20 protein-coding genes are annotated in these 22,689 nt (G+C 65.9%); 12 read left to right on the plus strand and 8 right to left on the minus strand.

Translation table 11 applies throughout. The annotated features are described in order from the left end of the window. Window positions 1-111 precede the first annotated feature (111 nt). Together RBH22_RS10780 and RBH22_RS10785 are read left to right on the plus strand one after the other, a co-directional pair. On the plus strand, window positions 112-672 hold the full coding sequence (locus RBH22_RS10780; protein WP_306677468.1) for a DUF420 domain-containing protein: 561 nt from the start codon (window positions 112-114) through the stop codon (window positions 670-672). A gap of 138 nt (window positions 673-810) precedes the next feature. Next, window positions 811-1,203: a MoaD/ThiS family protein gene (locus tag RBH22_RS10785; RefSeq protein ID WP_306677469.1), complete on the plus strand. Its 393-nt coding sequence runs from the start codon at window positions 811-813 to the stop codon at window positions 1,201-1,203. A 66-nt stretch (window positions 1,204-1,269) separates the two neighbouring features. Here RBH22_RS10785 and purF read toward each other — a convergent pair whose 3' ends face one another. The 6 genes from purF to RBH22_RS10815 form a co-directional block, all read right to left on the minus strand. Beyond that, window positions 1,270-2,844, minus strand: coding sequence for an amidophosphoribosyltransferase (purF, locus tag RBH22_RS10790; protein ID WP_256545548.1), 1,575 nt, complete (start codon window positions 2,842-2,844; stop codon window positions 1,270-1,272). A 105-nt stretch (window positions 2,845-2,949) separates the two neighbouring features. Beyond that, window positions 2,950-3,300, minus strand: a complete 351-nt coding sequence (locus tag RBH22_RS10795) for a hypothetical protein (protein WP_256545549.1) — start codon at window positions 3,298-3,300, stop codon at window positions 2,950-2,952. Between the two features lie 150 nt (window positions 3,301-3,450). Continuing rightward, window positions 3,451-5,364 (minus strand): molecular chaperone DnaK, encoded by a 1,914-nt coding sequence (dnaK, locus tag RBH22_RS10800; RefSeq protein ID WP_306677470.1) that lies wholly within the window; start codon window positions 5,362-5,364, stop codon window positions 3,451-3,453. Between the two features lie 207 nt (window positions 5,365-5,571). Then, window positions 5,572-6,315 (minus strand): alpha/beta hydrolase, encoded by a 744-nt coding sequence (locus RBH22_RS10805; RefSeq protein ID WP_306677471.1) that lies wholly within the window; start codon window positions 6,313-6,315, stop codon window positions 5,572-5,574. A 97-nt stretch (window positions 6,316-6,412) separates the two neighbouring features. Beyond that, window positions 6,413-7,426 carry an amidohydrolase family protein gene (locus RBH22_RS10810; RefSeq protein WP_256288928.1) on the minus strand — a complete coding sequence of 338 codons (1,014 nt, stop codon included), beginning with the start codon at window positions 7,424-7,426 and terminating at the stop codon, window positions 6,413-6,415. A 79-nt stretch (window positions 7,427-7,505) separates the two neighbouring features. Further along, the gene (locus tag RBH22_RS10815) at window positions 7,506-8,735 is read right to left on the minus strand and encodes an HD domain-containing protein (RefSeq protein WP_306677472.1); all 1,230 of its coding nucleotides are present in this window, start codon (window positions 8,733-8,735) and stop codon (window positions 7,506-7,508) included. A gap of 731 nt (window positions 8,736-9,466) precedes the next feature. Here RBH22_RS10815 and RBH22_RS10820 point away from each other — a divergent pair. The 4 genes from RBH22_RS10820 to RBH22_RS10835 all read left to right on the plus strand — a co-directional run bounded on the left by RBH22_RS10820 (window position 9,467) and on the right by RBH22_RS10835 (window position 13,477). Next, a complete protein-coding gene (locus tag RBH22_RS10820) occupies window positions 9,467-11,053 on the plus strand; it encodes an ATP-binding protein (protein ID WP_306677473.1) in 1,587 nt (528 codons plus the stop codon). A 75-nt stretch (window positions 11,054-11,128) separates the two neighbouring features. Beyond that, window positions 11,129-11,458: a cupin domain-containing protein gene (locus RBH22_RS10825; RefSeq protein ID WP_306677474.1), complete on the plus strand. Its 330-nt coding sequence runs from the start codon at window positions 11,129-11,131 to the stop codon at window positions 11,456-11,458. Window positions 11,459-11,557: 99 nt separating this feature from the next. Continuing rightward, entirely contained in the window at window positions 11,558-12,547 is a 990-nt protein-coding gene (locus RBH22_RS10830; RefSeq protein WP_306677475.1) for a beta-ribofuranosylaminobenzene 5'-phosphate synthase family protein, read from the plus strand. A 93-nt stretch (window positions 12,548-12,640) separates the two neighbouring features. After that, window positions 12,641-13,477 (plus strand): HTR-like protein, encoded by an 837-nt coding sequence (locus RBH22_RS10835; protein ID WP_256288933.1) that lies wholly within the window; start codon window positions 12,641-12,643, stop codon window positions 13,475-13,477. Between the two features lie 22 nt (window positions 13,478-13,499). Here RBH22_RS10835 and RBH22_RS10840 read toward each other — a convergent pair whose 3' ends face one another. After that, window positions 13,500-15,839: a response regulator gene (locus RBH22_RS10840; protein ID WP_306677476.1), complete on the minus strand. Its 2,340-nt coding sequence runs from the start codon at window positions 15,837-15,839 to the stop codon at window positions 13,500-13,502. A 145-nt stretch (window positions 15,840-15,984) separates the two neighbouring features. On the opposite strand from RBH22_RS10840, the gene RBH22_RS10845 reads away from it, so the two are divergent. Further along, window positions 15,985-16,779, plus strand: coding sequence for a fosmidomycin resistance protein (locus tag RBH22_RS10845; protein ID WP_256288935.1), 795 nt, complete (start codon window positions 15,985-15,987; stop codon window positions 16,777-16,779). Between the two features lie 48 nt (window positions 16,780-16,827). Here the strand turns inward: RBH22_RS10845 and RBH22_RS10850 are convergent, their stop codons facing one another. Beyond that, entirely contained in the window at window positions 16,828-17,112 is a 285-nt protein-coding gene (locus RBH22_RS10850; RefSeq protein ID WP_256288936.1) for a DUF5779 family protein, read from the minus strand. A gap of 362 nt (window positions 17,113-17,474) precedes the next feature. Between RBH22_RS10850 and RBH22_RS10855 the strand changes: the two genes are divergently transcribed. From RBH22_RS10855 to ilvC, 5 genes are all read left to right on the plus strand, one after another. Next, window positions 17,475-18,800, plus strand: a complete 1,326-nt coding sequence (locus RBH22_RS10855; protein ID WP_306677477.1) for a 2-isopropylmalate synthase — start codon at window positions 17,475-17,477, stop codon at window positions 18,798-18,800. 117 nt (window positions 18,801-18,917) lie between these two features. Then, the gene (locus tag RBH22_RS10860; RefSeq protein WP_306677478.1) at window positions 18,918-19,040 is read left to right on the plus strand and encodes a hypothetical protein; all 123 of its coding nucleotides are present in this window, start codon (window positions 18,918-18,920) and stop codon (window positions 19,038-19,040) included. A 168-nt stretch (window positions 19,041-19,208) separates the two neighbouring features. Beyond that, a complete protein-coding gene (gene ilvB, locus RBH22_RS10865; protein ID WP_306677479.1) occupies window positions 19,209-20,957 on the plus strand; it encodes a biosynthetic-type acetolactate synthase large subunit in 1,749 nt (582 codons plus the stop codon). Further along, complete coding sequence (gene ilvN / locus RBH22_RS10870; protein WP_121569457.1) at window positions 20,954-21,619, plus strand: acetolactate synthase small subunit; 666 nt, start codon at window positions 20,954-20,956, stop codon at window positions 21,617-21,619. Before ilvB ends, ilvN begins: the two co-directional genes overlap by 4 nt. Next, window positions 21,616-22,656 (plus strand): ketol-acid reductoisomerase, encoded by a 1,041-nt coding sequence (gene ilvC, locus RBH22_RS10875; protein ID WP_256288940.1) that lies wholly within the window; start codon window positions 21,616-21,618, stop codon window positions 22,654-22,656. The genes ilvN and ilvC overlap by 4 nt, the downstream gene beginning before the upstream one ends. The last annotated feature ends 33 nt before the right edge of the window (window positions 22,657-22,689 follow it).

Consider the following 22,689-nt stretch of genomic DNA (forward strand, 5'->3'; position numbering starts at 1 on the left):
GTATCGTGCAATCACTGGTTGTCCGGGGTAATTTAAATGAGTTTCCTTTCGACGGCGGGAGTCGCTTCTCGCAGCCGGCACCGTTTTTACCGCTCCGTCCGGCCATCAGGTATGGAACTGCGTGCCCGCGATCACGTTCTCGAACTCACGACGGCACTCACGGTGGTTTCGCTCGCCGCGGTGTTCGGAGCCGTGCTCGGTGCGATCCCTCCGTCTGTCGTCCCTGAGGCGCCTGCAACGCTACTCGAGGCGATTCCGCATATCAACGCTGCGCTCAGCACGGCCGCGATCGTAACGATCCTCCTCGGCGTGCGCTTCATCCGGCAGGGCGATGTCGGTCGACACCGCGCGATGATGCTCACGACGCTCGGGCTGTTCGTCGCGTTCCTCGTGCTATACCTCTACCGGCTCATTCTCGTGGGCACCGCCGACTTTCCCGGACCGGAGACCGTCTACCAGTTCGTCTATCTGCCGACGCTCGCGGTCCACATCCTGCTCGCGATCGTCTGCATCCCACTGCTGTACTACGTGCTGTTGCTCGCGGTCACACGTTCGATCCCCGAGATCTACGACTCCGCGCACAGACGAATCGGTCGCATCGCCGCCTCACTGTGGCTGATCTCTTTTTTCCTCGGCGACGTCGTCTACGTGATGCTGTACGTCGTGTACTGATACCGTCGGACCTACGATGTGAATATTCTCGGCACCCGCCGGGGGGTGTCACACTACTTCTCGAACGTCTATCCGGCAGTACGAGGCTCCGAACATATTCGGCGGCATCGACATATGGATCGGCGGTCTACAAAGGGTATGGCGCAGCCTCAGGCTCGGTCGACGACGGAGACGACCGTCGACGTGCGCGCGACGGGCCACGTCCGCGACGCGCTCGGTAAGTCACAGCTCACGTACACCTTCGAGGGCGACACGCTACGCGAGTTCGTCGAGGAGTTCTTCGCGGAGTACGACGTCCGCGACCTCGTGATCGCCGAAACCGAGGCTGACTCGACCACCCGGGGCTGGGCGCCCATCAACGCGGCCGACGTCCCCGGGCATCTCCGAAAGAATCCGGACGGCGAACGAACGCGCGCTTACGCGCGAATCCTGATCAACGGGCAGTTCAACGAGAATCTCGACGGGTTCGATACGGAACTACAAGACGGCGACAGAGTCGCGCTCGTCTATCCGTTCCTCTTCTGTCTGTAGCCCGTCGCTGTCTGCCAGTACTGTAAGGGGACTGCAGAACGTTGCCGTCGACGGGACTGCAGAACGTTAGTCGTCGGCGTGGGCGGGCTCACCCTCGCCGATGACCGGCCGCTGGACGTCGCGGTCGGTCTCCTCGCCCTCGATGTCGTAAGGATACTCGCCGGTGACGCAGCCGAGACAGAGATCGAGTTTCGACGCTCCGAGAACGTCGGCGACGGAGTCGACCGAGAGGTAGCCGAGACTGTCGGCGCCGATCTCCTCGCAGATCTCCTCGATCGAGCGATCGGCCGCGATGAGTTCCTCACGGGAAGCCATATCGATCCCCATATAACACGGCGCGACGATCGGCGGCGCACCGATGCGGACGTGGACCTCCTCTGCGCCGGCGTCCCGGAGCAGCGAGACGAGCTGTCGGGACGTCGTTCCGCGGACGATGCTGTCGTCGATAATCGTGACCGAGCGTCCCTCGATGGTGCTCTTGATGGGGTTGAGCTTCAGTCGGACCGCGCGCTCGCGCTCGTCCTGCGTCGGCATAATGAACGTCCGGCCGACGTAGCGGTTCTTCATCAGCCCCTCTGCGAACTCGACGGCGTCTTCTCCTTCGTCGCGCGCTGTCCCGTCGGCGGTCGTCTCGTTGGCCGCCTCGGCGTAGCCGGAAGCGAACGCGCGGCCGGAGTCTGGGACGGGCAACACGACGTCCGTCTCGACGCCGGACTCCTCCCAGAGCTTTCGCCCGAGGTCGCGACGGGCCTCGTAGACGAGCGTGTCGTCGATGACCGAGTCCGGGCGGGCGAAGTAGACGTGTTCGAAGAAGCAGTGGGCGGTGTCGTCGTTCTCGACGAGTTGATAGGTGTCGTATCCGGAACCGTCGGGTTCGAGGACGACGAGTTCGCCCGGTCGAACGTCCCGGACGAGTTCGCCGCCGAGCGTGTCGATCGCGGCGGACTCGGAGGCGACGACGTAGCCGTCCTCCAGTTCGCCGATGCAGAGTGGACGATTCCCCTGCGGGTCGCGGACGGCGAGGACGGTCTCGTCGTGCATAATCGTCAGCGCATACGAGCCGTGAATTCGATCCATCGTCCGCTTGACGGCGCGGACGAGGTCGGCTTCCAGAAGATTCCGCGCGAGGTCGTGAGCGATGACCTCTGTGTCGCCGTCGGACGTGAACGCGTGGCCCAGATCGGCGAGTTCCTCGCGGATCTCGTCGGCGTTGACGAGATTGCCGTTGTGTGAGAGCCCGAGCGACCCGGACTTGAACGAGACCGAAAACGGCTGGGCACAGGAGGCGTTGACGCCGCCCGAGGTGGGGTAGCGGACGTGACCGATTCCAGTCTGTCCCGCCAGCGAGTCGAGGTCGGACTCGTCGAAGGCGTCCCCGACGAGGCCCATCTCGACGTGGCTGTGCTGTTGGAAGCCGTCGTGAGTGACGATTCCCGCGGACTCCTGCCCGCGGTGCTGGAGCGCATACAGCGAGTAGTACAGCGGACGTGCGGCCGCCCGCTCGTCGAGCGCGACACCGACGACACCGCACTTCTCGGTCGGACCGGAGAGGTCCGCGCTCGTCGGTGTCCCGTGTGTCGGTCCCGCGTTCGTCGTCTCGCGTCCGGGAGTGGGGTTCGAAGGGTCCCGCCCGTCAGGCATATGCGAGGATACGGATGCCGGGGGCTAAAAACCCGTCCATATGCTACCTTCGTCCGATAATCCGGGGCAGAATGTACACACACGTGTATACCCGGGTGGCCGTTATCAACCGAGGAAGGCGCCGTTCGATCGTCGGTAGTAGGTGGTCGTTCCCCCGTCGGTTTCGATCCGTTTCGACGCGAGGTACTCTGCGTCGCGCAGGTTTATCACGGCTTCGCGGACCTGGCGCTCAGTCACATCCATCGGTGCGACGTCGACCTCGTCGTCATCGTCGTCCTCGCAGTCGCTCCACGTGTCAGTTTCGGGCGTGACGACGGTGCCACCGTCTGCGAGGAGGTCGTGGAGTTCGGGGACGGTGTAGGCTCGCGGTTCGACGGCGTCGAGGAACTCTGCGACCGAACGTTCGACTTCGGTCCACTGCTTACCGGACTCCCACTCGTCGTCACTGATAGGCATACGCGCCGGTCGAACGGCACCGGAAAAAGTATTTTGCCAGATTGGACTCGGTCCGGCAGGCGCTCACTGCGGGCCTGTGAGGTCGACGCACTGTTCTACCGTGTCGACGGCCGTGATTACAAAAAAGCTCCCAGAGGGCGTAGACGCGAGCTACTCCTCGTCGTCTTCGTCGACGTCCTCGAAGTCAGCGTCGACGTACTCGTCACCATCGCCGGCAGCGCCGCCCATATCACCCATTCCGCCGGGGCCAGCACCGGCAGCGCCGCCAGGACCTGCTCCTGCGGCACCGGCACCGGCGCCGCCCGCACCGGCCGCCTGCTGGGCTTCGTACATCTGCTTGCCGATCTCCTGCAGTTCGGTGGTGAGCGCTTCGGTGACCTCTTCGAGGTCCTCTTTCGTCGCGTCCTCGTCTTCGAGGGTCGCCTCGACGTCTTCGATCTTCGCTTCGATCGACTCGCGGAGGTCGTCGTCGACGTTCTCTTCGTTCTCTTCGAGAAGCGTCTCCGCGCGCTGGATCGTGCTCTCGGCCTCGTTGCGGGCCTCGATGCGCTCGCGACGCTGTTCGTCCTCTTCGGCGTGCGCCTCGGCTTCGTCCTGCATCCGCTCGATCTCCTCGTCGGAGAGGCCAGCGCCGCCCTCGATGGTGATGGACTCGGCGTTGCCGGAGCCTTTGTCCTCGGCTTCGACGTTCACGATTCCGTTCTCGTCGATGTTGAACGAGACTTCGATCTGGGGCGTTCCGGCGGGGGCCGGCGGGATGCCGGTGAGCTGGAACTCGCCGAGCAGTTCGTTTTCGTCTGCGATCTCACGTTCTCCCTGGAAGACCCGAACGTTCACGGACGTCTGATTGTCCGCGGCCGTCGTGAAGATCTTCGATTCCTCGGTCGGGATCGTCGTGTTCTTGTCGATGAGTCGCTCGAAGAGGCCGCCCTTGACCTCGATACCGAGGCTCAGCGGCGTCACGTCGAGCAGGACGATGTCGTCGACCTCGCCGCCGAGGACGCCACCCTGGATCGCCGCGCCGAGCGCGACGGCCTCGTCGGGGTTGACGTTCTTCTTCGGCTCGATGCCGAGCATCTCCTCGACATTCTCGTGGACCTGCGGCATCCGGGTGGAGCCGCCGACGAGGATGACTTCGTCGATGTCGCCCTTATCGTAGCCGGCGTCTGCGAGCGCCTGTTCGGTCGGGCCGACGGTGCGCTCGATCAGATCCTCGGTGAGCGACTCGAACTTCGCGCGCGAGAGCGTCTCTTCGAGGTGGACCGGGCCGGTGTCGGTCGCCGTGATGAACGGGAGGTTGATCGTCGTCTCCTTTCGCGAGGAGAGTTCGATCTTCGCTTCCTCGGCGGCGTCCTTCAGTCGCTGGAGCGCCTGCCGGTCCTCGCGGAGGTCGATGTTGTGCTCGTTTTTGAACTGCTCGGCGAGCCAGTCGATGATGGCCTCGTCCCAGTCGTCGCCGCCGAGGTCGTTGTCACCGTTCGTCGCGACGACCTCGTAGACGCCGCCGCCGAGGTCGAGCACGCTCACGTCGAACGTCCCGCCACCGAGGTCGTAGACGAGAATCGTCTGATCGGAGTCGTCGTCGAGACCGTACGCCATCGACGCCGCAGTCGGTTCGTTGACGATGCGCTCGACCTCGAAGCCGGCGATCTCGCCGGCGTCCTTGGTCGCCTGGCGCTGGCGGTCGTTGAAGTACGCCGGGACCGTAATGACGGCCTTCTCGATCTCGTCGCCGAGATAGTCTTCGGCGTCGCGCTTGATCTTCTGGAGGATCATCGCCGAGATCTGCTCGGGCGTGTACTCGTCGTCGTCGATCTCGACGGTGTAGTCGTCCTCCCCCATATGCCGCTTGATCGAGCCGATCGTGTGCTCTGGGTTCTGGATCGCTTGGTTCTTCGCGGGCTTGCCCACGAGTCGCTCGTCGTCGTCGGTGAACGCCACCACAGAGGGCGTGGTGCGGTCGCCCTCGGAGTTCACGATGATCTCCGGGTCGCCCCCTTCCATCACCGCGAACGCGCTGTTCGTGGTGCCGAGGTCGATACCGAGGATCTTGTTGCTCGCCATCTTGCCGCCAACTACTGGTCTAAATCGGTTAAAGGTTACTAGACGGTGGCAGCCGGGGGTGAATCGCGCGCCTCCGCTGTACTGCGATTTTCCTGTGTGGTTGCCTGTCAGGTAGTAGGATTTATATTGAAGCGCACGTCAGCCGCCTCGAGCCGGCCGGGCGGAGACGGCGACGACCGACTGGTCCAATTAGATAATTGCGTCCGATCAGATCACTTCCGGCCCCGAATCGAGTGCCCCGAGCACGTCTTCGAGGACCGACTCGCGCCCCGGTGACGCGAAGAACTCGTGGCCGCCGTCGTACTGGCGACGGTTCGACGGCGGGGCGCGCGCTTCGATTGCCGCCGGGTCGACGACCTGGTCGTCCGGTGTGTAGAACACGGCGTCTTCGTCGTCGAAGGGACCAAGTCGCGACTGAGCGTCCCGAATCGTCGCCAGGAACGCCGGCGAGAGTCCGCTCGGACCGGACTCGGCTTCCGCGGGCGACTTCAGCGCGCCGATCGCGTCGACGTCCAGTTCCGGATCGTAGAGCCGTCTCGCGGTCGGGAGTCGCTCGAAGACGGCGAGAACTGCGCGATCGAGCAGGCCGTCGGTTTCGACGCCCCACCACGGACTGAGGAAGACGTTTCGAACGTCGTGGTTTCTCGCGAGGTGTTCGGCGATCAGTCCGCCGGTGCTGTGACTCAAGGCGACGTCGAAGTCGCGCTCGCGCACGTACTCGCCGAGCGGCGCGAGGTACTGGTCGTCGAAGTCCCACACGTTCGTCGGAATCGTGACCGCGTGGACGCGGTAGTCGGCCTCGATCAGCCGCGTCAGGAGCCACGCGACGTGTTCGTGTGTCGGCTTGTTCCCCCAGCCGAGGACGAAAAGCAGATCGTCGCCGTCTGTGCCGCGGCGCGTAATCTGCATCCGCGGGGTCACGCGGCCGAGGGCCGGGCGTGGAAGGTGCATACGCCCGAACCGTTCGGAGCGCAGAAAAGTCCTCGCCACGACGGTACTGCCGGACGGTGGCCACTCGGCGTCCGGCGGTTGGCGTCTGATTTGCGATTCAGACGATGACGTCTTTCACGTCCGCTGCGCCCGCACGGCGGACGACCGCACGGACTACGTCTTGCGCTCCCCCGAGGTTGTCGGAGTCGCCGTCGAGGACGAGGAGTTTCGCCTCGCGACCGGGCTCGATGACGCCGTAGTTCAACCCTGCAATCGCCGCGCCGTTGACAGTCGCCATCTGCAGCACCTCGCTCGCCGACACGTCCGCGAGTTTGGCGGCGAACTCCATCTCGCGGAACATCGACGGCGAGTTCAACATCACGTTGTCGGTGCCGAGCGCGACCGTAGTCCGTTCGGTCAATTCGCGGATCGGCGGCACGCCGACGCCGGTGACGAGGTTCGATCGCGGACAGACGACCACCGGGATGTCGTTGTCGGCCAGCCGTTCGTAGTGGAGCGGTTCGGGGTGGACCATATGGACGAGAAAGTCCGGATCGAGGTCGAGCGCGGCGTTGATGTCGTGCGGGTCGCGCTCGCCAGCGTGGATCCCGAACAACTTCTCGGCCTCGCGGGTGGCGTTCCGCAAGCGGTCGAAGTCGGCGTCGCGCGCGCCTGAGGCACCGAACCCGTCGGACTCGTGCATCGCGTCCTCGGATTCGCGGCCGAGGACGACCGGGTCGATCGGGAGACTGGCGGCTGCATCACGGATGTATTCGACGCCCTCGACGCCGCCCTCGCGGAACTCGATACAGGCGGCCGTCCCGGTCTCGCTCATCAACCGGAGCGAGCGACGCATCGCGTCGACGGTCTCCTCGCGGCTCGCCGCTCTGAGGAGTTGGTGTTTCAGTCCGTCCGGCGGCGCGACCAGTTCATCCAGCGAGAGGCCCGCACCCGCTTCCTTGGCGATCGAGTCGCCGATGTGTGTGTGCGCGTTGACGAACGCCGGGAGCACGATGTCGTCGGAGTAGACGTCGGCTTCCTCGACGGCCGTGATCACGCCGTCCTCGACGACGACGCGGCCCCGGATGGGTTCGAGTTCGGGCCCTCTGAGTACGGTCCCCTCGACGATCATTGCGCGAGTGTCGCCAGCGCAGCGGCTTGAAACTCCCGAAGCGGAACGATCTCGTCGTGCGTGGCGAATAGAGATACCATCACGATTCCGTGAACTCGTCCAGCGTCGCCGTCACGCCCGGCCGTACGTCCGAGACGAGCGCGCCGTCGACGTCGAGACCGAGCGTTTCCACGGCGAGCCGCCCCGCACGATCGGTCTCGTCGGCAGGTACGTAGACGCCGAGCCGCCACTGTTGCTTCTGGGCGGTCCGCAGCGCCGACACCAGGGGCGACTGTTTGCCCAGCCGACGCATCTCGCCGCTCACCATCACCCGCGACGTCGATTCGGTCATCGACGGCCGTTCCGGGACGTCGACGACGACCTGCTCGGCCGGCAGTCCGGCGCGGTCTGCGATCTCCGTTTCGAGGTCGCGCAGCGTCTCGTAGTCGGCGTCGACGACGCTTTCGGGGACGGCCTCCAGTTCGGCCCACACCGCGCGTTTGTACAGGTCCCGAGTCCGGAGCCGACGGGCGAACTCGCTCGTCGCCGGCGTCGTCCGGAGCGCGACCAGGAGGTCGTGGTCGTCCATCCGGCGAAGCCGTCGGGGAGTGACGTTCGGCTGTTCAAGCAGCCGTTCGGCGCCCCGGCGGAGCATCGCCTTCGAGATGCGGGCGACGTGGTGCTGATAGACGGTGGGATTCATCAACGCGCGCGCGAGCAGCAGCGACTCGGCGGTCTGGACGTTCCCCTCCGCGAGGACGAGTTCGCCGTCGACGAAGGTGAGTTCCCGGATCAGGCGCTCGTGGTCGATCGTGCCGTAGGGGACGCCCGTGTGGTGGGCGTCGCGCACGAGGTAGTCCATTCGGTCGACGTCCAGCTCGCCCGAGACGAGCTGTCCGTACTTGGCGTCGCCGGCGACGAGGTCGGCGATGTGCGCGGGACCGAGGTCGTGATCGCGGAGCACCGCGCCCACCGTCCCCTCGTCGAGGAGTTCGTGCACGTCGTCGTGGTACTTGCCCGTGTGACGATGGGTGACGTTTTCGACGTTGTGACTGTACGGGCCGTGACCGACGTCGTGGAGGAGCGCCGCAGCGCGGAGTCGCTCGGCCTGGATCCCGTCGATGCCGAGGTGGTCGAGCGCGCGGTCGGCGAGGTGATAGACCCCGAGCGAGTGCTCGAACCGGGTGTGGTTCGCCGACGGATAGACCAACTGGACCGTCCCCAACTGCTTGATGTGGCGGAGCCGCTGCACCGGCTCGGTGTCGAGGAGGGCCGCCGCAACGCCTTCGACCTCGATGTGGTCGTGGACGCTGTCTTTGATCGTCGCCATACGTCGGGTTGCGCGGCATCGTACAAAAAGCGTCGGCCGCCGACGGCTACTCTCGGTGCTAGCCACACGCTACGACCTCACCCGTGAGACGTGTCGAAATCGACTGAACGCTGGAACGTCGAAAGCAACGGTTTTGTGGAAAACAGCGATTTGAGCGCCTCAAACCGACTATTTAGAGAACAGTTTAGCCGAATTTAGCCGGATTTCATTCGGCGTGTGGCCCCGAATCCGAGTTGACCGTCGCCCCAGTTGAAGTGGGTCCCCGGGTAAGGGATGGTTGCGACGTCGTGCAGATAGTTCGACGTCGCAGTGCGGCCACCCCGCTGGATGGACGGGGACGCCGCTACGACACAGCCCGCACTCCGGGACGCTGCCCCCACCCGCGTCCCGCCGCGCTGACAGTGGTGCTGGCTACAGTCGCGAACGCGACTGTCGGATTCACGCACCGACGCCGTCGACCTCCCGTCACGGCGGCGTCGGCACCGCTGCGGCCGGGGTGACCACCCGCCCGTAGTCGGCGCATCTCCAGGTCGTCTCCGACATCCGACGACTGACCGATGCAGAGGCACCCCAATGGAGGGTTCGCCTCCGACGGGAAGATCGACACCCCTTTGCGGTCGATACCGTCATACCCTGTGGTCGGTGGGTTGATGATGCTCCCTGTTAATCCCGGATTACAACCGATTCAGATGTTGCCGCCACTCTCTTCGAGCGCGTTATACGGCGCATACGTGTTCGCATTTGCCGCTGCCGCCGTGCTCTGTTTCGGGATGCTCCGCCGGACGCGGCGGATCGAACACGAGGACACGCGCCGGGGGGTCTTCTGGCTTCTCGTCACAAGCGGCGGCTGGGCGGCCGCCCACGTCGGGTATCTCACGATGCCGACGCCCGACCTCCAGTACGTGTTCTACCTGACCGGGCTCGTCGTCGGCTTAGCCTCCGTCGGGCCGTGGCTGTACTTCTGTGCGGCGTACACCGGTCGACAGGTCCATCATAACTCGGCCGCGCGGAAGGGGCTGCTCGTGGTCTTTCTCGCGTTCGTCGCGGTGAAGGTGACGAACCCGATCCACAACTGGTACTTCGTCGCCGAGGAAGCGAACACGCCGTTCGTCTACCTGCAGATCAGCCACCGCCCGTTGCACTGGATCGCGATGGGGCTGGCGTACGCGCTCGCGTTCGTTGGCTTCTTTATGCTCTTCGAGCTGTTCATCCGGGTCAACTCCAACACCCGCCCGCTGTTCGCGCTCCTCTCGCTCACCGGAATCCCGGTGGTCTTCGACGTTCTGGGCGCCATCGCCCCCGGCATCCTGGATATCACCTACTCGTCGATCGGCGTCGCCGTCTTCGCAGTCGGCGTGTTCTCGACGTACTTCGATCGGTTCCAGTACGTCCGCGTCACCGGCGAGAGCACCGACCCGGTCCTCGTCGTCGACGACGGGAGAGAAATCAGGGATTTCAACACTAGCGCGGGCGACCTGTTTCCGTCGCTTTCGGGGGCCATCGGGAAACCGCTCTCGGACCCCGTTCCGGCGCTTGCGGACACGATGGAGGAGTCCGATCCGATCATCGAAGTCGAGGTCGACGGAACGAATCGCTACTACAACGTCACGTCGAACCCGTTCACGATGGGGAGCGCAGAGATGGGTCACTCCGTCGTCCTGACAGACGTGACCGAGCGCGAGCAGTACCGGCAGGAACTCGAAGCGAAGAACGAGAAGCTCGAACAGTTCGCGAGCATCGTCTCCCACGACCTCCGGAACCCGCTCCAGGTCGCGAAGGGACGGACGGAACTCGCGCTGGAATCGGGAGACATAGACCACCTCGAGCCCGTCGTCCGGGCCCACGAACGGATGGAACAGTTGATCGAGGAGATGTTGACACTGGCGCGTGAGGGAATGTCGATCGACGACACAGAGCGCGTCGACATCGCCGCACTCGCAGAACAGGCGTGGCGGATGATCGCCGCCGACCAGGCCACGCTCTCAATCGAAGACGACTTGGAGTGTACGGTCTCTGCGGACCCCGAACGACTGCAACAACTGGTCGAGAACCTGTTTCGGAACGCGATCGAACACGGTGGCGACGACGTCGTCATCTCTGTGGGCGCGATCGCGGACGGGTTCTACGTCGCGGACGACGGCGACGGAATCCCCGAGGACGAACGCGAGGACGTCTTCGACGCAGGGTTCACGACGGCTGCCGACGGGACCGGGTTCGGCCTCGCGATCGTCTCCGAGATCGTCGACGCGCACGGCTGGGAGATCCGCGCGACCGAGGGGGACGCGGGCGGCGCGCGGTTCGAGATTCGAACCGAATAGCGCGCCGCCGAGAACCGGGCGTATCGCGTTCGGGCGACCGATAGTATATATGCGATCCCGACGCAGTCCATGCTGATGGCTTCACTCGATCTGTACGACGAAGCGCGAGCCGCGCTCGACCCCGACGACGGCGAAATCGAGACGACGGAACTGGTCGTCACCGACGACGTACTCGTGAAGGGGTTCGCGCTCGGCCCGGGTGCGGAACTGGACCCTCACGAGCATCCCGACAGCACGAACGTCTTTCACGTTCTGGAAGGCAGCGTGGTAGTCGTTCGCGACGGTGACGAGGAGACCGTCGACGCGCCGGGCGTCGTGCGCCACGACCGCGGTGCCGTCCACGGCGCACGCAACGAGACCGACGACGTCGCCGTCTTTACGGCGAGTCTCTGCCCCATACCCTGAAAGACGACGAGCGACTCGGCGTCGGCGCGGGAGTTCCGACACCGGGCCGGCTTGCCCACGTCGAAACCCACAACGAGGTGCCCCCAGTAGTAGGAGTCGATGAGACGCGCTCGCGTCGCGACCAGCGCCCGCATTCACTTCGGGTTCTTGAACCTCAGCCTGGCGCTCGATCGACTGTACGGCGGTATCGGCGTCGCCGTCGACGAACCGAAGACAGTCGTGACCGCCGAACCGGCCGCGAGCGTCGACTGCGACGACCCCGTCGCCTGCCAGTACGCCGAGCGCGCCGTCGACCTGCTCGACGTACCCGGCGCAGCCGTCACCGTCGAATCAGCACTCCCACGGCACTCGGGGCTCGGAAGCGGGACCCAACTGGCGCTGGCCGTCCTCACAGCCGTCGGACGGGCACACGACCGCGCCCCCGACGTCCGGTCGTTGGCACCGGAGCTCGGCCGCGGCGGTCGCTCCGGCGTCGGTGTCGGGACGTTCGAGCACGGCGGATTCGTGGTCGACAGCGGCCACCCGACCGCCCAGTTCACGACCGAACGCCCGGCCGACGGCGACTGGACTGTGCCCTCGGTCACCGTCCGGCGATCAGTCCCCGACGACTGGCGGTTCCTGCTCGTCCTCCCGGACGTCGAACCGGGGCGGAACGGCGACGCCGAAGAGGAGAGTATGCGATCGGTCGTCGAACGGGCCGATCCGGGCGTCGCAGACCGCATCGCCGGCGTCGTGACGCGACGGCTCCTCCCGGCGGTCGCCGAGGGCGACGCGAAGCGTTTCGGGGGCGCGGTCGAGTCTCTCGGCCGATTGAACGGGACGTGGTACGCCGACGAGCAGGGCGGCGTCTACCGCCCTCCGGTTGGCGAGTTGGTCACCGCGCTGGACAGCGACCCGGCGTGCTATGGGGCGGGCCAGTCGTCGTGGGGGCCGTGCGTCTACGGCGTCACCGACGCTGCACACGCCGATGCGGCCCGGAACGCCGGGGCCGAGGCGCTCGACGCTGCCGGTATCGACGGCGACGTGCGAATCGTGGCCGGGCGGAACGATGGGGCAGAGACCGAGACCGTCGACGACGTCGTCGCGTAGGCGTCGCTCCGTGAGTGGATAGGCCGACCGCGCTCTCGCATCGGCCGCGCAGTCGCCCGAAACGATTAACGGCACCGCCCGAGACGGACGGGTATGGACCGCATCCCGTTCGGGGTGTCTCGCTTCGACCGCGTCGTCGACGGCGGCGCGCCGCTTGGGACGGTCGTCCTGCTCGTCGGCGAACCCGGGGCCGGCGCCCGGGAGTTTATGTACACGAGCGCGACGATGAACGCCGTCGCTCACACCGACCGGGACTTATTCGAGTTGCACTACGGCGACCTCCACGCCGACGCCACGCTCCCACCGGAGGTGCACTATCTGTCGTTCACCGCCGACGAGTCGAACGTGCGCCGCGAGATGTCGTACGTGTTGGACGACGACATCGTGAGCGCGGCGACAGAGCACATCGACGTCCGCGACTTCTCGCCGGAGTACTTCCAGCTGAGTCCGGTCCCGCGGGAGTGGTACCTCGGTGAGACGACGACGCTGCAAGACCTCGGCGGTCGCGAGGAGCGCGCCGACGTGCTGACGGCGCTCGGCCAGTACCTCAACGACAACGCCGCGGACAACCTCGTCATCATCGACTCGATCACCGATCTCGTCGCGGCCATCTCCGACGAGATGGCGTGGAACGACATCGCGATGCTGATTCGCGGCCTCGGCAAGGCCGCACACCGTTGGGGCGGCCTCGTGCTCGCGTACGCGAGTCGGGAGACGCTCGAACGGACCGAACTCGGGCACCTGATGGACGCCGCCGACGGGACGCTCCAGTTCGAGTGGGAGTCCGGCGGGTCCAAGCGTGCGCGGACGATGGTCGTCCAGGAGTTCCGCGGCGTCCTCTCACAGATCGAGAGCGAGGACATCGTCCGGTTCGAAACCGAGATTCACGAGGGGGGCTTCGACGTGAGCGACGTGCGGAAGATCCGGTGAGGCTGAAGAGCGACAGCAGTCATCAGACGTCGGGGGCGTCGTCTCCATCGAGTGCGGCGCCGACGCCGCTGATCTCGAAGCGAGCCCCGCCGTCGGTCCCCTCGGTCGCGCGGATCTCCCAGCCGTGCGCGTCGACGATCTCGGAGACGATCGCGAGGCCGAATCCCGTGCCGCTCTGTGACGTCGAGTAGCCGTACTCGAAGACGTGATCGCGCTCGTCTTCGGGGACACCGTCGCCGTCGTCGGCAACGTAGAAGCCGTTCTGGCAGGTGCCCACGCGGACGGTGACGTCCGGTCCGCCGTGCTCGACTGCGTTCCGAAACAGGTTCTCGAACAGTTGTCGCAACTGTGACTCGTCGCCGGTGATCGTGCCGTCATCATCGACGACGAGCGTGGCCGCACCGGTGTCGACGTTCCGCCACGACGCCCGGACGAAGGGCTCAAACTGGATGGGCGTCGGATCGAGCGTCGTCTCGCGGTCGCGAGCGAGCGTCAGCAGGTCCTCGATCAGATCCGCCATCCGCCCGTGGGCGCCTGCGACCTGCGTCAACTGGTCTCTGGCCTGCTCGTCCTCACAGAACTCCATCGCGAGTTCGAGCCGACCCTCGGCCACGTTGAGCGGATTGCGGAGGTCGTGTGAGACGACGCTCGCGAACTCTTCGAGTCGGGCGTTCTGTCGCGTGAGTTCCCGTTCGCGCTCGTGGAGGCGCTCGTTACGCCGGACCTGTTCGAGCGCCCTGACGATGTTGACGGCGAGGAGTTCACCGAGAACGACGTCCTCGTCGTCGAAGGCCCCCGGGGTCGGCGAGCCAGCGATGAAGTGGCCATAGCGGCCGAGCGGCAGGTGGATCTCGCTTCGAATCGGTGTCTCCGGGTTGTACACGTCGGGGTCCTCGCGAACGTCGTCGATCGAGTACACCTCGCCCTCCGCGAAGGACCGCCAGGCGATCCCGTCGCCGTCGGTGAACGTCGGCGGCGAGCCGACGAGTTCGCGAGCGGCGTCACTGGAGGCGACTGGAACCAGTCCGGCATCCTCCTCGTAGAGGTGGATCGCGCTCGCGTCCAGATCGAGCACCTCTGCCGCCGCGTCGACGCCGATCGATGCGACCTCCTCGCGACTCGCCGCGGTCATCAACTCCCGGGCCGTCTCGTTCAGCGCTTCCAGCCGTCGCTCGCGAACTTTCCGGTCGGTGACGTCGTAGTACACCCAGAGGTGGCCCTGGCCGTCCGGCAGTTCGATCGGCCGGTAGCTCCGCTCCAGCGCTCGGCCATCTTCGAGGAGCAGTTCGTCGTTCCACGCCGGTTCGCGCTCGTCGACGAGCGTATCGATCCGGGAGACGAACCCGTCGGGATCGACGAACATCTCGCTGACGTCCTCGGCGAACGCCGCACAGTCCGCGCCGACGACGTCCTCGGGCGATCCCGGTAGCTCGAACAGGTCGAACAGCCGGTCGTTGGCCGTGAGAACCTCTCTGTCGGCGTCCTCGGCGAGCACGCCGATCGGAAGCGTCTCGAAGAGCGTCGAGAGGACGGCGTTCGCACGCTCCAGTTCCCGCCGCTGGGCGCGCTCTGCGGTGACGTCCTCGAACTGAGAGAAGATCGTGATGACGCTGTCGTCTTCGTCGGTGACGACTCGGTTGTACCACGTACAGAGCCGTCTCTCTCCGTCTTTCGTCACGATCTCGTTGACGCTCTGGTAGCCGCCGCGATCGTCGAGCAGTTGCCGTTCGATCTCGGCGACGTGTCGCTTCTCCTCGTCGGGGACGATCGGGAGCCACGTGCCACCGACGAGCTCGGAGTCCTCGTAGCCGGTGATCTCGGTCGCGGCGTGGTTAGTCTTGACGATCGTGAACGTCTCGTCGTACTCGATCGTCCCCAGCGGGGATTGTTCAATAAAGCGGGAGAGCCGCCGCTGACTCGCGGCCAACGCCTGCCGGGACCGGGTCTGTTCGACGGCGTTTTCGATCCGGTTCGCGAGGACGGCGTACTGGTCGGTGCCCACCCCCTTCTGGAGGTAGTCGGTAACGCCGGCGGAGATCGCCCGGCTCGCGATCTCCTCGCTTCCCTTCCCGGTGAACAGGATGAACGGCACCTCGGAGTCGCGCTCTCTGACCCGTTCGAGCAGTTCGAGTCCGGACATCTCGGGCATCTCGTAGTCGCTGACGACGCAGTCGAGGGTGCCGTCCTCGATGCGGTCGAGCGCCCGGTCGGGGTTGGTGGAGGTGGACACGGAGAACGTGTCGTTCTGCCGGGTCAGAAACGACGCGGTGAGGTCGACGAACTCGGAGTCGTCGTCCACGTGGAGGATGCGAATTTCTTCCGGGGACTCGCCGATCGGATACTCGCTCGGTGGCCCGGACATACACTGGCGTACTGACACCAGGATCAAATATGTTTGCACGCCATCGAGGCGTGTAAGCTACGTGCCGTGTGCGGACTGTGAACTCGAACGTCCGTCTACCCGGGTCGACAGTAGCCCTTTCACGATTGCCGCCCGAGTGGCAGATATGCTCAGCGGCCTCCGTCGACTCGGCCTCGAAGTGAAGGATCTCGACGCGACGCGCGCGTTCTACGAAGACCGGCTGGGTCTCCAGGCAGCGCCCGGATCCGCGTCGGAGTCGCACGTCCTCTACGACGTGGGCGCGTCTGCCAGCGGGGCGGCCGTGGAGGGAGCCGACGCCGACCCCACGAGCCTCGTGCTCCGCCGACCCACAGCGCAGCCGCGCGGGGGCGTCCACACGCACTACGCGTTTGCCACGACGCGAGCGGCGTACCCCCGCTGGCGACGCCGACTCGCCGATCTCGACCCCGTCGAGTTCTCGTTCGGCTCCAGCGACTCGCTGTACGTCTACGACCCCGCGGGTCACTGCGTCGAGATCGGCGGCATTCACGATACAGCGGCCGGCGAGGACAACACCGAGGCAGCGGCCGTCGAGAACGACACCGACGACGTGCCGCCGCTCACGGGCGTCTTTGAGGTCGTCTTGGAAGTGACCGACCTGTCGCGGGCGGAGGCACGCTACCGACGGCTCGGCTTCGAGGTCGTCGACCGCGGCGAGACGCGACGCCGCGTCCGGCTGACGGGACCCGTCGACCTCGAACTCTGGGAGCCACAACTCGGCATCGCGGACGCTCGCGGCGGCCTCCACGTCGATCTCGCATTCACGACAGGAGACGCAGCGGCCGCCGTCGAAGCCGGCGCGCCCTGGGCGGTCGGGCCGACGGACGTCGAGGAGGGCGTCCGCGTCGTCGACGACGACGGGCACGTGTTGACGTTCGTGCCACCGCAGTCAGGTGAGTGATTGTAGGATCGTGAGACCCGACGCGAAGGCGAGACCGTTCAGCGTCGATTAGAGTCGGTCGGTGTTGATGTCGACGCCGGGCGGGGAGACGATCAGAAAATCCCGGAAGTGCGTGAGCGTGCCGTCCATGTCTCTGACCGGGCGGGCGAAGCCCTTCGCGAGTTCGTTGAGGTCGCCCTCGACGGCGAGAACGAGGACGTTACCCGCCTCGACTGACCGGACCCACTCGTCAGGGTCCGTAGAGCCGTCGAGGACGCCGAGCACGACGTTGCCGGTGCCCTCCTCGTCGAGATGTTCTTCGGCCTCCGAGAGGTTCAGGTTGAAGTCGCTCATACCAGGGGCCACGCAGACCGGCACGAAAAGGATTCGGACGCGTTCTCCCGGGATTTGTAAGCAATTTTATCATCCTCTCTCGTGTCGACGTCCCTCATCTGATGGACCGCACAGACGTGGCTGTTCGAGCGGCCCTCCCGCAACGCGCGCACCTGAACGTTCGTCCACCCAACGCCGCGCGCGAGTAGTTCAGGTGGGCAATCGGCCGCACTCGCGGCGGAATTTGCACCAAACGGCCACTCCTCACACGGTCCGGGTCGTGGACGACGGCCGCGTTCGATTGTAGGCGCGTCTGTCCGCGAAACCACCGCGAGAAGCAGGTACGGAGCCCGCTCGGCGACTCAGAGATCGGCGATGTTCGGATGCGCTGTCCCGGGATCAGATCCCTGACAGCGAAACCTTTTAATGTCTTTCCGGGTAGTGAACAGACACAATGTCTAACGACGACATGGAGGCTCAGTCGGACACCCCGGCTGGTCGAGTTCTTCCAGGGCACATTAGCCCAAATAACTGAATCCGAGATCGAGAACGTACGGGTTTTCGACACGACGCTCCGCGACGGCGAACAGTCGCCACGCACTTCGTTCAGCTACGACGAGAAGCGCGACATCGCGGCGACGCTGGACGAGATGGGGACGCACGTCATCGAGGCGGGATTCCCGGTGAACTCCGAAGCCGAGTTCGAATCCGTCAGCGACATCGCTGCCGCGACGGACACGACCGTCTGCGGGCTGGCTCGCGTCGTCGACAAAGACGTAGAGGCCGCACTCGACTCCGGCGTCGAGTTGGTCCACGTCTTCGTCAGCACGAGCGACGTCCAGCTGGCCGACTCGATGCACGCCTCCCGCGAGGAGGCCGTCGAGCGCGCGGTCGAGAGCGTCGAACGAGTCAAAGAGGCAGGTGCCCAGGCGATGTTCTCGCCGATGGACGCCACCCGGACCGACGTCGACTTCTTAGCCGAGATCCTGAGCGCCGTCGACGAGGCGGGCGTCGACTGGGTCAACGTCCCCGACACCACCGGCGTCGCGACGCCGACGCGCTTTGCGAGTCTGATCCGCGAGATCAGAAAACACACCGAAGCGCAGATCGACGTCCACGCTCACGACGACTTCGGGCTGGCCACCGCGAACGCGATGGCCGGCTTCGAGGCCGGGGCCGCGCAGGCGCAGGTGTCCGTCAACGGCATCGGCGAGCGCGCCGGCAACGCCGCCTTCGAGGAGGTCGTGATGGCGGCGGAGTCGCTGTACGACGTCGACACGGGGATCGACACCACACGAATCACCGAACTGTCGCGGATGGTCGAGGAGGCGAGCGACATCCCGGTTCCGGCCAACAAGCCGGTCGTGGGACGGAACGCCTTCTCACACGAGAGCGGCATCCACGCCGCGGGCGTCATCGAGAACACGGACACGTTCGAGCCGGGTGTGATGACGCCCGATATGGTCGGGGCCCAGCGCGAGTTCGTCCTCGGGAAGCACACCGGGACTCACTCCGTCCGCAAGCGACTGGAGGAGTCGGGCTTCACGCCGACCGACGCGGAAGTGCGCGACATCACCCGCCGCGTCAAAGACTACGGCGCCGAGAAAGAGCGCGTCACCGTCGACGTGCTGACGCGCTTCGCCCGCGAGTCGGGCGTCGAACGCGCCGAGGAAGGCGAGGACGAAGAACAGGAGGAGGTCCGCGCCTGATGGCGCGCGCCCCGTTTGCTCGAATCGACGAGCCACGGGTGCGCCGCCGACCGACCTCCCGAAACGGACCCGCGGCGCGAAACGTTCATTACGGGCGAGAAGAATCTGTGGGATACGATGCGACGACGGACCACCGACGCGACGGCTGCCGCTGCAGCGGCGGCGCAGGTCGCGCGTGTGCTCCGGTCGGCCGGCGTCGAGACGCTCGACGTCGACGTGCGTATTGTAGGGGCCGCCTAGCCCCTCACACCCAATTTTCGATTTTCGGTTCCCGTACGCGCCCGCCAACTAACCCACCAGCGACCGTTACACAAGGCCAATGGAGCACCACGCTCGACCCACACGACCATCGACGTATCGACCACGAACGACACCCGCGAACGCGCCCGCAGACGGCGGTGATGCACGATGAGTAAGCAGGCACCACCGGACGCGGAGGAAGCAGACGAGCCCGAGACGACGCACTCGCCCGTGACGACCGGCTCCGAGTCCGTCATTCGCGCCTTGGAGAACGAGGGCGTCGAGGCCGCGTTCGGCGTCCAGGGCGGGGCGATTATGCCCGTCTACGACGCGCTGTATCACTCCGACATCCGCCACGTCACGATGGCGCACGAGCAGGGTGCAGCCCACGCCGCCGACGCGTTCAGCGTCGTCCGCAACGAACCAGGCGTCTGCCTGGCGACGTCGGGGCCGGGAGCGACCAACCTCGTCACCGGCATCGCCGACGCGAATATGGACTCCGACGGACTGCTGGCGCTCACCGGCCAGGTTCCCTCGGATATGGTCGGCTCCGACGCGTTCCAGGAGACAGACACCACAGGCGTCACCGCGCCGATCACGAAGCACAACTACTTCGCGAGCGACGCCGACACCGTCGGCGACACCGTCGGTGAAGCGCTCGCGCTGGCCGACGAGGGCCGTCCGGGGCCGACGCTCGTCGACCTCCCGAAGGACGTCACGCTCGGCGAGACCGACGCAGAGCCCGGTCCGGCAGCGCCGCCGGAGACGACGCGCCCGCAGTACGTCGCCGACGAGGGCGACGTCCAGACCGCGGCCGACGCGATCGAGGCGGCCGAACGGCCGCTGCTTCTCTTCGGTGGCGGCGTCATCAAGGCCGACGCGACCGACGAGGCCCGCGCGTTCGCACGCGACTACGAGATCCCGGTCGTCACGACGATGCCGGGCATCGGCTCGTTCCCCGAGGACGACGACCTCTGTCTCTCGTGGGCGGGGATGCACGGCACGGGCTACGCCAATATGGCGATCACCCACACCGATCTCCTCATCGCGGTCGGGACGCGCTTCGACGACCGCTTGACCGGCGGCATCGACACGTTCGCGCCGGAAGCGGAGGTCATCCACGTCGACATCGACCCCGCGGAGATCTCGAAGAACGTCTACGCGGACTACCCGCTCGTCGGCGACGCGGGGATCGTCATCGACCAACTGGACGACGCCATCAACACGGCCCCCGAGGCCGACGAGTGGCGCGAACAGGTCCAGACGTGGAAAGACGAGTACCCGATGGACTACGCGACGCCCGACGACGAACCGCTGAAGCCGCAGTTCGTCGTCGAGGTCCTCGACGAGGCCACCTCCGACGAGGCCATCGTCACGACCGGGGTCGGTCAGCACCAGATGTGGGCCGCCCAGTACTGGACGTACCGCGAGCCGCGCACCTGGGTGTCGAGCCACGGGCTCGGGACGATGGGCTACGGACTGCCAGCGGCGATCGGTGCACGAATCGCGGCCGACGACGACCAGGAAGTCGTCTGCGTCGACGGCGACGGCTCGTTCCTGATGACGATTCAGGAGCTTTCGGTCGCGGTCCGCGAGGAACTGGACATCACCGTCGCAGTGCTCAACAACGAGTACATCGGGATGGTCCGCCAGTGGCAGGACGCCTTCTTCGAGGGGCGTCGGATGGCCGCCGAGTACAACTGGTGTCCCGAGTTCGACAAACTCGCAGAGGCGTTCGGCGCGCGCGGTTTCCGCGTCGACGACTACGACGAAGTCGCAGACACCGTCGAGGAGGCCCTCGAATACGACGGTCCGTCCGTCATCGACTTCCACATCGACCCGGCGGAGAACGTCTACCCGATGGTTCCCTCTGGCGGCGCGAACGGACAATTCGCTCTGACGGATGATCAGCTATGAGTTCTGACGACGACCTGCCCAAGCACGGACTGCAAGGACCGGCCCCCGAAGAGCGCCCGCACCCCGAAGGGCGACGTAACTCCCAGGGGATCCGTATCGACCCCGAGGCGGAAGCCGAACACGAACCGCGGCGTGCGGTCATTTCGGCGCTCGTCGAGGACGACCCGGGCGTGCTCTCGCGCGTCTCCGGGCTGTTCTCCCGCCGGCAGTTCAACATCGAGAGCCTCACCGTCGGGCCGACCACCGTCGAGAACCACTCGCGGATCACGATGGTCGTCGAAGAGCCCGATCCGGGGATCGACCAGATCGAGAAGCAACTCGCCAAACTCAAGCCCGTCATCTCCGTCGGTGAACTCGACGCCGACGCCGTGCGGACCGAGCTCGTCCTCCTGAAAGTCGAGGGCGACGACCCCGACAAGGTCCACGCCGTCACGGAGATGTACGACGGACAGACGCTCGACGCCGGACCGCGGACCATCACGGTCCAACTCACCGGCGACGAACAGAAGATCGACGACGCGATCGACGCGTTCCGCCAGTTCGGCATCATCGAGATCGCCCGAACGGGATACACGGCGCTGGCACGCGGCGATCAGGCGACCGTGCCGGGCGAGAAGCCAGGCACAGCAGACGAACCCACACAACCCACAAACGCACAATGACAGACCTGAACACGACAGTATACTACGACGACGACGCGGATCGCTCATACATCGACGACAAGACCGTAGCCGTACTCGGATACGGCAGCCAGGGTCACGCGCACTCTCAGAACCTCGCAGACAGCGGTGTCGACGTGATCGTCGGCCTGCGCGAGGACTCCTCCTCGCGCGCCGCTGCCGAGGCAGATGGCCTGCGCGTCGAGACGCCCGCCGACGCCGCCGCCGAGGCGGACATCGTCTCCGTGCTCGTCCCCGACACCGTCCAGCCGGCTGTCTTCGAGGAGATCAAGGACGGACTCGACGCGGGCGACACGCTTCAGTTCGCACACGGATTCAACATCCACTACAACCAGATCCGCCCGCCCGAAGACGTCGACGTGACGATGGTCGCGCCGAAGTCGCCGGGCCACCTCGTCCGCCGGAACTACGAGGCCGGCCAGGGCACGCCCGGTCTCGTCGCCGTCTACCAGGACGAGACGGGCGAGGCGAGAGACGAAGCGTTCGCGTACGCGCACGCGATCGGCTGTACTCGCGCCGGCGTCATCGAGACGACGTTCCGCGAGGAGACCGAGACCGACCTCTTCGGGGAGCAGGCCGTCCTCTGCGGCGGGATGACCGCGCTCGTCCGCGAGGGATTCGAGACGCTCGTCGACGCCGGCTACTCCCCGGAGATGGCGTACTTCGAGTGTCTGAACGAACTGAAGCTCATCGTCGATCTGATGTACGAAGGCGGCCTCTCCAATATGTGGGACTCCGTCTCCGACACCGCCGAGTACGGCGGCCTGACTCGCGGCGACCGCATCATCGACGAGCACGCGCGCGAGCAGATGGAGGAGGTCCTCGAAGAGGTCCAGGACGGCACCTTCGCCCGCGAGTGGATCGCGGAGAACCAGGCCGGCCGACCGTCCTACACCCAGCTGAAGCACGCCGAGGAGACCCACGAGGTCGAAGAGGTCGGCGCACCGCTGCGCGACCTGTTCTCGTGGGCCGACGAGGGCGACGAAGCCGAAGCCGCCGAAGCGGCCGCTGACGACTGAACGACGGAAATGACAGTGACACAGGTATACACG

Origin of the sequence: Halobellus sp. H-GB7 (assembly GCF_030848585.1) — an archaeon.
In the GTDB taxonomy this organism is placed as follows: domain Archaea; phylum Halobacteriota; class Halobacteria; order Halobacteriales; family Haloferacaceae; genus Haloquadratum; species Haloquadratum inordinatus.

Excerpts from the sequence above, each read along its gene's own strand:
- ilvN (WP_121569457.1), top strand. The coding sequence starts at position 20,954 with ATGAGTTCTGACGACGACCTGCCCAAGCACGGACTGCAAGGACCGGCC.
- RBH22_RS10855 (WP_306677477.1), top strand. The coding sequence starts at position 17,475 with ATGCGCTGTCCCGGGATCAGATCCCTGACAGCGAAACCTTTTAATGTC.
- RBH22_RS10830 (WP_306677475.1), top strand. The coding sequence starts at position 11,558 with ATGAGACGCGCTCGCGTCGCGACCAGCGCCCGCATTCACTTCGGGTTC.
- RBH22_RS10780 (WP_306677468.1), top strand. The coding sequence starts at position 112 with ATGGAACTGCGTGCCCGCGATCACGTTCTCGAACTCACGACGGCACTC.
- RBH22_RS10845 (WP_256288935.1), top strand. The coding sequence starts at position 15,985 with ATGCTCAGCGGCCTCCGTCGACTCGGCCTCGAAGTGAAGGATCTCGAC.
- purF (WP_256545548.1), bottom strand. The coding sequence starts at position 2,844 with ATGCCTGACGGGCGGGACCCTTCGAACCCCACTCCCGGACGCGAGACG.
- ilvC (WP_256288940.1), top strand. The coding sequence starts at position 21,616 with ATGACAGACCTGAACACGACAGTATACTACGACGACGACGCGGATCGC.
- RBH22_RS10825 (WP_306677474.1), top strand. The coding sequence starts at position 11,129 with ATGGCTTCACTCGATCTGTACGACGAAGCGCGAGCCGCGCTCGACCCC.
- RBH22_RS10860 (WP_306677478.1), top strand. The coding sequence starts at position 18,918 with ATGCGACGACGGACCACCGACGCGACGGCTGCCGCTGCAGCGGCGGCG.
- RBH22_RS10795 (WP_256545549.1), bottom strand. The coding sequence starts at position 3,300 with ATGCCTATCAGTGACGACGAGTGGGAGTCCGGTAAGCAGTGGACCGAA.
- RBH22_RS10840 (WP_306677476.1), bottom strand. The coding sequence starts at position 15,839 with ATGTCCGGGCCACCGAGCGAGTATCCGATCGGCGAGTCCCCGGAAGAA.
- RBH22_RS10835 (WP_256288933.1), top strand. The coding sequence starts at position 12,641 with ATGGACCGCATCCCGTTCGGGGTGTCTCGCTTCGACCGCGTCGTCGAC.
- RBH22_RS10785 (WP_306677469.1), top strand. The coding sequence starts at position 811 with ATGGCGCAGCCTCAGGCTCGGTCGACGACGGAGACGACCGTCGACGTG.
- RBH22_RS10805 (WP_306677471.1), bottom strand. The coding sequence starts at position 6,315 with ATGCACCTTCCACGCCCGGCCCTCGGCCGCGTGACCCCGCGGATGCAG.
- dnaK (WP_306677470.1), bottom strand. The coding sequence starts at position 5,364 with ATGGCGAGCAACAAGATCCTCGGTATCGACCTCGGCACCACGAACAGC.
- ilvB (WP_306677479.1), top strand. The coding sequence starts at position 19,209 with ATGAGTAAGCAGGCACCACCGGACGCGGAGGAAGCAGACGAGCCCGAG.
- RBH22_RS10815 (WP_306677472.1), bottom strand. The coding sequence starts at position 8,735 with ATGGCGACGATCAAAGACAGCGTCCACGACCACATCGAGGTCGAAGGC.
- RBH22_RS10850 (WP_256288936.1), bottom strand. The coding sequence starts at position 17,112 with ATGAGCGACTTCAACCTGAACCTCTCGGAGGCCGAAGAACATCTCGAC.
- RBH22_RS10810 (WP_256288928.1), bottom strand. The coding sequence starts at position 7,426 with ATGATCGTCGAGGGGACCGTACTCAGAGGGCCCGAACTCGAACCCATC.